Genomic DNA, 6,813 nt, shown 5'->3' on the forward strand with positions numbered 1-6,813 from the left:
CTCTCCAGTCGGGTGGGTGCGTCAGTTCGCCGGGTCGGCGGTCAGCGCATCGCGCATCGAGCGCTTCTCGGTGTTCCACAGCACGGCGTCCATGCGCTTGAGCGCCGCGCCCTGGTGGCGCACCTCCACGGTCAGTTCCAGGTTGGCGGTGTGGCACTGCTCGACCTGCTCGCGCAGCGCCGCCATCGCGGTCAGCGCCTGGCGCAGGTCGGCGTTCATCGCCGCCTGGTCGGGGATGTGGCGCACGATCTGGGCCACGTCCTCGCGGGTCTGGCTGGCCTCGTTCAGGCCCAGTGCGGTGCCTTGCGCCAGCTCGCCGATCAGCGGCACCACGTCGCGCACCTGCCCCACCGCGGCGGTGGTGCGGTCCAGCGCCTCGTGCTGGCTGCGCACCGCGCCGGCCAGCTGCACGCTGGACGTGGCGGCCTGCGTCACCTGCGGCGTCAGCTCGGCGATCTGGCGCGCCACCTCGCTCAGCCGCTCCTGCGACTGGCGGTGCTGCTCCAGCATGTCGGCCATCAGCGTGGCCAGGTAGCGCTCGGTGATCTCGACGTTGGCGTTGACCTTGGACTTCTCGGCCAGCGACAGCACCTCCTCGCGGATCTGGTCGATCAGGCTGGCCATCGTCTTGTTCACGATCACCGCCTGGAAGCCCAGCATGATCGAGCCCACCAGGCCGAACATCGAGGCCGAGAACGCCGTGCCCATGGCCGCCAGCGGCTTTTGCAGGCCGCCGATGATCTTGGCGAACTCCGACTCCATGCCGCCACCGCCACCGCCCACCGAGTGGGCGATGCTGCCGATCAGCTCGCTGGTGGCCAGCAGCGTCTCCAGCAGGCCGATGAAGGTGCCCAGCAGGCCCAGGCCCACCATCAGGCCGACCAGGAAGTTCGACAGCTCCTGGCGCTTTTGCAGGTGGTGCTCCAGCGCCTCCAGCTCGGGCTCCATCGCGGCGGACTGCACGTACACCTGGTGGCCCAGGCCCAGCTTCTCCAGCCGCTCCAGCATGCCCAGCACATAGGCGCCGGGGCCCAGGCGCGGATCGGGCTCGTTGCTCCAGGCACCCTTGCGAAGCCAGGCGATGCCCGAGGAGAAGACCCGGTCCTCGCGGTAGGCCACGCGCACATGGCCGAACATGGCCACCGCACCCCAGACGGCCACCGACAGGATCACGCCGTTGAGCACGGGGTTCGAGGCGAACGAGGTGTGCACGAAATGCCAGGCGCCCACCGCGCCCAGCGCCACCGCCACCAGCGGCAGCCAGATCAGCAGGCCGTACAGGCGGCTCAGGCGGCGCACGCGCAGCGTGCTGTCAGCGGGTTTTGCAGACGCAGTACCGGGCGCCTTTGACTCGGCAGGCAGCAGCGTGTCGTTGTCGTCATCGTGAAGGTCGTGGCTCATTTGCGATCCCGAAAGGCTGTGGCAGACAGGGCGCGCACCGGCGACAGCAGGTACTGCAGCACGGTGCGCTGACCGGTGACGGCATCGGCCGTGACGGTCATGCCGGGGGTGAGGGGCTGGTGGAAGGCTTGCACGCTGGCGGCGTCCACGGCGATGCCCACGCGGAAGTAGCGCTCGCCGCGCTCGTCGACGAGCGAGTCGGCGCTGATCTCGTCGATGCGGCCCTGCAGCGTGCCGTGCACCGTGTAGTCGAAGGCGGCCACCTTGATCACCGCCTTCTGGCCCTGCTGCAGCGCGCCGCGCTCGGCCGGCGACACGCGGGTCTCGAGCACCGTGCCGCCGTCGCGCGGCGTCAGCTCCATCAGCGTGTCGCCGGGCTTGACGACGCCGCCCACGGTGTTGAAGAACAGCTTGTTGACCGTGCCGTCCACCGGCGCCGTGACCACCGTGCGGTGCACGCGGTCGTTGTCGGCGCCGATCTCCTGCTGCAGGCGCTGCAGTTCCACGCGGCTCTCGGCCAGCTGGGTACTGGCCTCGCTGCGGAACTGCGCGCGCGCCTCGGCCATGCGCGCCTGCAGCTCGGCCGCGGCGGTCTGCAGGCGCGGCACGGCGGTCTCGGCCTCGCGCACCTGGGTGACCAGGCGCTCCACCCGGGCCCGTGCGTCCAGCAGCTCCAGCTGCGACGCGGCCTGGCGCGCGATCATGCCGCTGACCAGGTTGAGCTGCTGGCGCGCCACCTCCAGCTCGGCGGCCAGGCCCTTGCGCCGGGCCTCCTGCTCGACGGCCTCCTGGCGCTTCTGCTGGGCCTGCTCCTCGATCACGCGCAGCGACTGCTGCAGCCGCGCCTGGCGGGCCGCGAAGGCCTCGACCTGGGTGCGCATCTCGGCGTTGTCGGCCGTGGTGCCGGCCGGCGTGCCCACGCGACCCGAACCCTCGGTCTCGGCCTGCAGGCGCGCCACGCGGGCCAGCAGCCCGTCCAGCCGGGCCTGCTTCTCGCCGCGGCTGGAATTGGCCTGCAGGTCCGACACCGCGATCAGTGGCTGGCCCTTGCGCACCGTGTCGCCCTCGCGGACGAACACGCGCGCCACCAGGCCGCCTTCCAGGTGCTGCACCAGCTGCTGCCGGCCCGAGGGCACCACGCGGCCCTGGGTGCGCACCACCATGTCCACCTGGGCCACGGCCAGCCAGGCGGCCAGCGCCAGCACCAGCACGCCACCGCTCCACACCAGCGCACGCGGCCGGCGCAGCCGCCGCTGCAGGCCCAGGGCACTGTCGAAATGCCGCCCGATCAGATCCATCGGATCGCTGGGCAGCGCCGCCGTGGCCTGGGCGGCCGCCGGCATCGAAAGCACGGGATTCATCGTCACTCCTTGATGACCAGGCGCACCTGGGGTTCGGCGGCATCGCGCTGGGTGTCGATGCGCACCTGGATGCGCTCGGCCGCGTAGCCCAGCTCCAGCAGCTGGTTGCGCACCGCCATCACGCGCACATAGGCGGCGCGCTGGTTGTCGCTGCTGCTCATCTGTGGCCCGCTGGCCACCACCTCCACGCTGCGCTGGCCGGCGCCGCCGGCCGGCGGCTGCAGCGCGGCACGCAGGCGCTGCGCGGCCTCGTCGTCCAGCGTCAGCGCGCCGGGGGCGTAGGTCAGCTGCAGCAGGTTCTGGCCGGTGCGCACGCGCGCGGCCACGGTGCCGGCCGCGCGCTCGTTGCCCTTCACCGCGATCAGCGTGCGCCCGGCCACCGCCGAGGCATCGCCATCGGCCGCCTGGTCGCCCGGTGGCGGCGGCGCCGCCGGCGCCGAGGCCGCCACCCGCGCCGCCTGCTCCTGCATCAGGCGCTCGGCCAGCTTCTTGCCCATCAGCTGCGCCGCGAAGGTCAGCGAGATGGCCAGCGCCACCACCACGAAGATCATCGCAATGACCACGTTGGTCAGCGCATCCACGAACCCGGGCCAATAGGCATTGACGCCGGAACTTCCACCACCAGCCATGTCAGGCTCCTTCGATCACGGGCGCCAGCCCAGGTTGAACAGCCGGCCGGTGAGGTGCGCCACCTTGAACTGGTTCTGCACTTCGCCGACCACCACCGAGGTCAGGTCCAGCCGGGTCTGGTAAAGGCGCTGGTACGCGTCCAGCACGTCCAGCAGCGGCCGGTTGCCGCCCACCAGCTGCGCCTGGAAGGCCTGCACCACCGTGGCGTTGGCTTCCAGCTCGGTGCGCAGCGCCGCGAAGCGCTCGCCCACCGCGTCGAGGTTGGCGTAGGCACCGTCCAGCTCCTGGCGCAGCTTGCGTTCGGTCTCTTCCAGGCGCAGCTGCTTCTCGCGCTGGCGGGCCAGGGCGGCGCGCTCCTGCGCGCGCTCGGTGCCGCCGTCGCTGAGCGACCAGCTCATCACCACCTGGGCGCGCGTGTCGCGCTGGTGGTTCACCGAGCCGGCGGCGTTGGCGCCGCGGTTGTGCACCACCTCCAGGTCCACGCGCGGCAGGCCGCGGGCGCCGTGGCCGCTGGCCTCCAGGCGCACGGCCTCCACCTCGGCGCGGGCCGAGGCCAGCTCGGGGTTGGCCTGGCGCGCCTCCTCCAGCGCGTAGCCGGCATCGCCAGGCACCAGCAGGCCCTCGGGCAGCGCCACCAGCAGGCCGGTGGGCGCCTCGCCCAGCAGGCTTTCGAGGTTGCGCACCGCGGTGCGCAGCATGGCGCGCGAATCGGCCATCTGCGCCCGCGCATTGGCCACGCGGGCCTTGACGCGATCGCGCTCGGCATTGCTGGTGCCGCCGGCCTCGGCGCGCTTGCTGATGTAGTCGAGCAGCTCGCCCAGGCGCTGCTCGTGGTCGCGGCTGAGTTCCAGCGTCAGCCGCGACTGCAGGGCCTGCAGGTAGGCCGAGGCCACGTCCACCGAGGCGGTGGACACCGCCCCGCGCCACTGCAGCTGTGCCGAGCGGAACAGCGCCGACTGGCGGTCCACCTCCAGCCGGGTGGGCCGGTCGAACAGCGACTGGCGCACGGTGAGGTTGCTGTCGTGGCGGTCGAGGTCGTCGCCGCCCGCGCCCGGCGTCTCCAGCCGGCCACGGCCCTGGGCCACACGCAGGTTGACCTGCGGGCGGCCTGCGCCCTGCGCGGCATGCACGGTGTATTCGAAGGACTCGCGGCGTGCATCAGCGGCTTGCACCTCGCGGCTCTGGGAGACGCCGCGCGGCAGCGCCGCGGCCAGGCTCAGGGCCGGGACCGCATCGTCGGTGCGCGCACCCTCGGCCAGCGGCAGCGCGGGCGCCACGCGCAGCAGCGCAGGCAGCTCGCTCAGCCGGCCGGCACGCGCGGCGGCGGCCGCGGCATTGGCCGCCTCGGTGGCGGCGCTCGGCGCGCCGGGCGCACCGGGCGCCGGCACCGGCGCGGCACCGGCCGCAGGGGTGGCGGCGGCCGGCGTGGCATCGGCCACCACCAGCGGATCGCCCCACTGCGCCTGGCGCGGGGCCGGCGGGGTGGCGGTGGTGGTCGTGGTGGTCGTGGTGGTGACCACCGATGCGGTGGCCGCCTCGGACGCGGCAGGGCCGGGTTCGGCGGTGGCATCGGCGCGCGCAGCACCGGCGGCCAGCAGGCCAGCCAGCGTGGCCACGGTGACCCAGGCGGCCAGCGGCCGGTGGATGTCGGGGTGGATCATGCGGACTCCAGGGCGTTCGAAGAGGGGGTGCGGGGTGCCGCGGCAGGCGCCGCCGCAGGGCGTTGACGCTGGGCCTGCGGACCCAGCAGGCGCGAGGGCGGGCCATCGGCCACGACGCGGCCGCGCTCGAGCACCAGCACGCGGTCGGCCAGTTGCAGCAGCTCGGTGGCGTGGGTGGCGATCAGCACGCAGCGCCCGGCGCGCAGCGTGGGCAGCGCCTGGAACAGCTGCTCCTGCGCCACGCGGTCCAGACCCAGCGTGGGCTCGTCCAGCAGCACCAGCGGCTGCTCGCCGACGAACGCGCCGGCCAGCGCCAGCATCTGCCGCTGGCCGCCCGACAGGCCGGTGCCATTGGTGCCCACCGGGCTGTTCAGGCCCAGCTCGCCACTGTCGAGCTGCGGGCCCAGGCCGGCGCGGCGCAGCGCGGCGATCAGCTGGTCGTCGCCGGCGCCGGGATGGGCGGCGGCCACCACGTCGCGCAGCGTGCCGCCCAGGAAGCACGGGTCCTGCGCCTTGTGGAAGGCCAGACCGGCCAGCGCCAGGCGCTCGGGCTCGCCGTCGATCAGGCAGCCGCCCACCGACAGCCGGCCCTGGCTGGGCGGCAGCTGGCCGGCCAGCAGGCGCAGCAGCGTGGACTTGCCGGCGCCCGAAGCGCCCACCACGGCCACGATCTGCCCGGTGGCCAGGTGCAGGTTCAGGCCCTGCAGCTGTTCGCGGGCGGTCTGGCCCTCGGCGCGGGGGTACTGGAAGCCCAGGTCCTCCAGACGCACACCTTCCTGGCGCAGCGCGGCGGCCTCCAGCCGCGCCGGCTGGGCGCTGCCGGCCTGCAGGTCGAGCGCGGTCGACAGGCCCGCCAGCGCGGCGCGGAACTCGCGCCAGCGGCCCAGCAGCGGCGTCAGCCCGCACAGCGTGCCCACCATGCGGCCGGCCAGCATGTTGGCCGAGATCAGGCCACCCACGCTGAGCAGCTGCGCCTCGACGCGGAACACGCCCCACACCAGCACCGCCACCGAGGCCAGCGCCATCGTGGTGGGCAGCAGCTGCAGGTGCCACTGGCTCCACAGCCGCGCCCGCGAGGCGGCGCGCGCCCCGGCCTGCGACTGGCGGCGCCACAGCGCCTCGGCGCGCTGGCCATCGGCGCGGCCGTACAGGGCCTCGCGGGCGGCCAGCACGTCCACCAGCGTGGCCAGCTTGCCGCGCGTGGCCTCGTGGGCCACGGCCTGGCGCCGGCCCACCAGGGCCATCTGCAGCCAGCCGGCGGCCAGCACCACCGCGCCAGCGGCCAGCGGCACCCACACCAGCGGGCCGGCCACCACCGCCATCACCCCCGCGAACAGCAGCGCGAAGGGCAGATCGGCCAGCGACAGCAGCGCCTGCGCGCTGAGCACATCGCGCGTGGCCGACACCTCGCGCAGCCGCGCCAGCATGTCACCGGCGGTGAGCGTGCGCGACAGCGGCGTGGCCAGCACACCGCGCATCACGCGCTCGTCGAGGTAGGCGTCCCAGCGCGCGCCAGCGTGCTCGAGCAGGTGGATGCGTGCGGCGCGCAACACCAGCTCCAGGCCCAGCAGCAGCGTGACGCCCAGGGTCAGGGCCCACAGCGTGTCGTGCACCTGGTTGCCCACCGCCTTGTCGTAGACGAGCATGGTGAACAGCGGCATCGCCAGCATCAGCAGGTTGATCAGCAGGCTGGCCACACCCAGTTCGCCCAGGTGCCGGCGGTTGGCCCGCAGAAAGAGCAGGATCGATTGGCTCATGGT

Annotated in this window: 5 protein-coding genes; all 5 read right to left on the bottom strand. The window is 73.6% G+C overall.

Annotation, left to right across the window (positions count from 1 at the left end; translation table 11 throughout):
• Window positions 1–21: 21 nt before the first annotated feature.
• The 5 genes from AACH10_RS03550 to AACH10_RS03570 are packed head-to-tail and all read right to left on the bottom strand — an operon-like array spanning window position 22 to window position 6,810.
• Complete coding sequence (locus AACH10_RS03550; RefSeq protein ID WP_341408976.1) at window positions 22–1,401, bottom strand: methyl-accepting chemotaxis protein; 1,380 nt, start codon at window positions 1,399–1,401, stop codon at window positions 22–24.
• Window positions 1,398–2,762 (bottom strand): HlyD family type I secretion periplasmic adaptor subunit, encoded by a 1,365-nt coding sequence (locus AACH10_RS03555; RefSeq protein ID WP_341408977.1) that lies wholly within the window; start codon window positions 2,760–2,762, stop codon window positions 1,398–1,400. Before AACH10_RS03555 ends, AACH10_RS03550 begins: the two co-directional genes overlap by 4 nt.
• A gap of 2 nt (window positions 2,763–2,764) precedes the next feature.
• Complete coding sequence (locus AACH10_RS03560) at window positions 2,765–3,391, bottom strand: hypothetical protein (RefSeq protein ID WP_341408978.1); 627 nt, start codon at window positions 3,389–3,391, stop codon at window positions 2,765–2,767.
• 15 nt (window positions 3,392–3,406) lie between these two features.
• The gene (locus AACH10_RS03565) at window positions 3,407–5,053 is read right to left on the bottom strand and encodes a TolC family protein (RefSeq protein ID WP_341408979.1); all 1,647 of its coding nucleotides are present in this window, start codon (window positions 5,051–5,053) and stop codon (window positions 3,407–3,409) included.
• Window positions 5,050–6,810 carry a peptidase domain-containing ABC transporter gene (locus tag AACH10_RS03570; protein ID WP_341408980.1) on the bottom strand — a complete coding sequence of 587 codons (1,761 nt, stop codon included), beginning with the start codon at window positions 6,808–6,810 and terminating at the stop codon, window positions 5,050–5,052. Before AACH10_RS03570 ends, AACH10_RS03565 begins: the two co-directional genes overlap by 4 nt.
• Between the last annotated feature and the right edge of the window lie 3 nt (window positions 6,811–6,813).

Origin of the sequence: Pseudaquabacterium inlustre (genome assembly GCF_038066595.1) — a bacterium.
In the GTDB taxonomy this organism is placed as follows: Bacteria; Pseudomonadota; Gammaproteobacteria; order Burkholderiales; family Burkholderiaceae_C; genus Pseudaquabacterium; species Pseudaquabacterium inlustre.

Excerpts from the sequence above, each read along its gene's own strand:
- AACH10_RS03550 (WP_341408976.1), bottom strand. The coding sequence starts at position 1,401 with ATGAGCCACGACCTTCACGATGACGACAACGACACGCTGCTGCCTGCC.
- AACH10_RS03555 (WP_341408977.1), bottom strand. The coding sequence starts at position 2,762 with ATGAATCCCGTGCTTTCGATGCCGGCGGCCGCCCAGGCCACGGCGGCG.
- AACH10_RS03560 (WP_341408978.1), bottom strand. The coding sequence starts at position 3,391 with ATGGCTGGTGGTGGAAGTTCCGGCGTCAATGCCTATTGGCCCGGGTTC.
- AACH10_RS03565 (WP_341408979.1), bottom strand. The coding sequence starts at position 5,053 with ATGATCCACCCCGACATCCACCGGCCGCTGGCCGCCTGGGTCACCGTG.
- AACH10_RS03570 (WP_341408980.1), bottom strand. The coding sequence starts at position 6,810 with ATGAGCCAATCGATCCTGCTCTTTCTGCGGGCCAACCGCCGGCACCTG.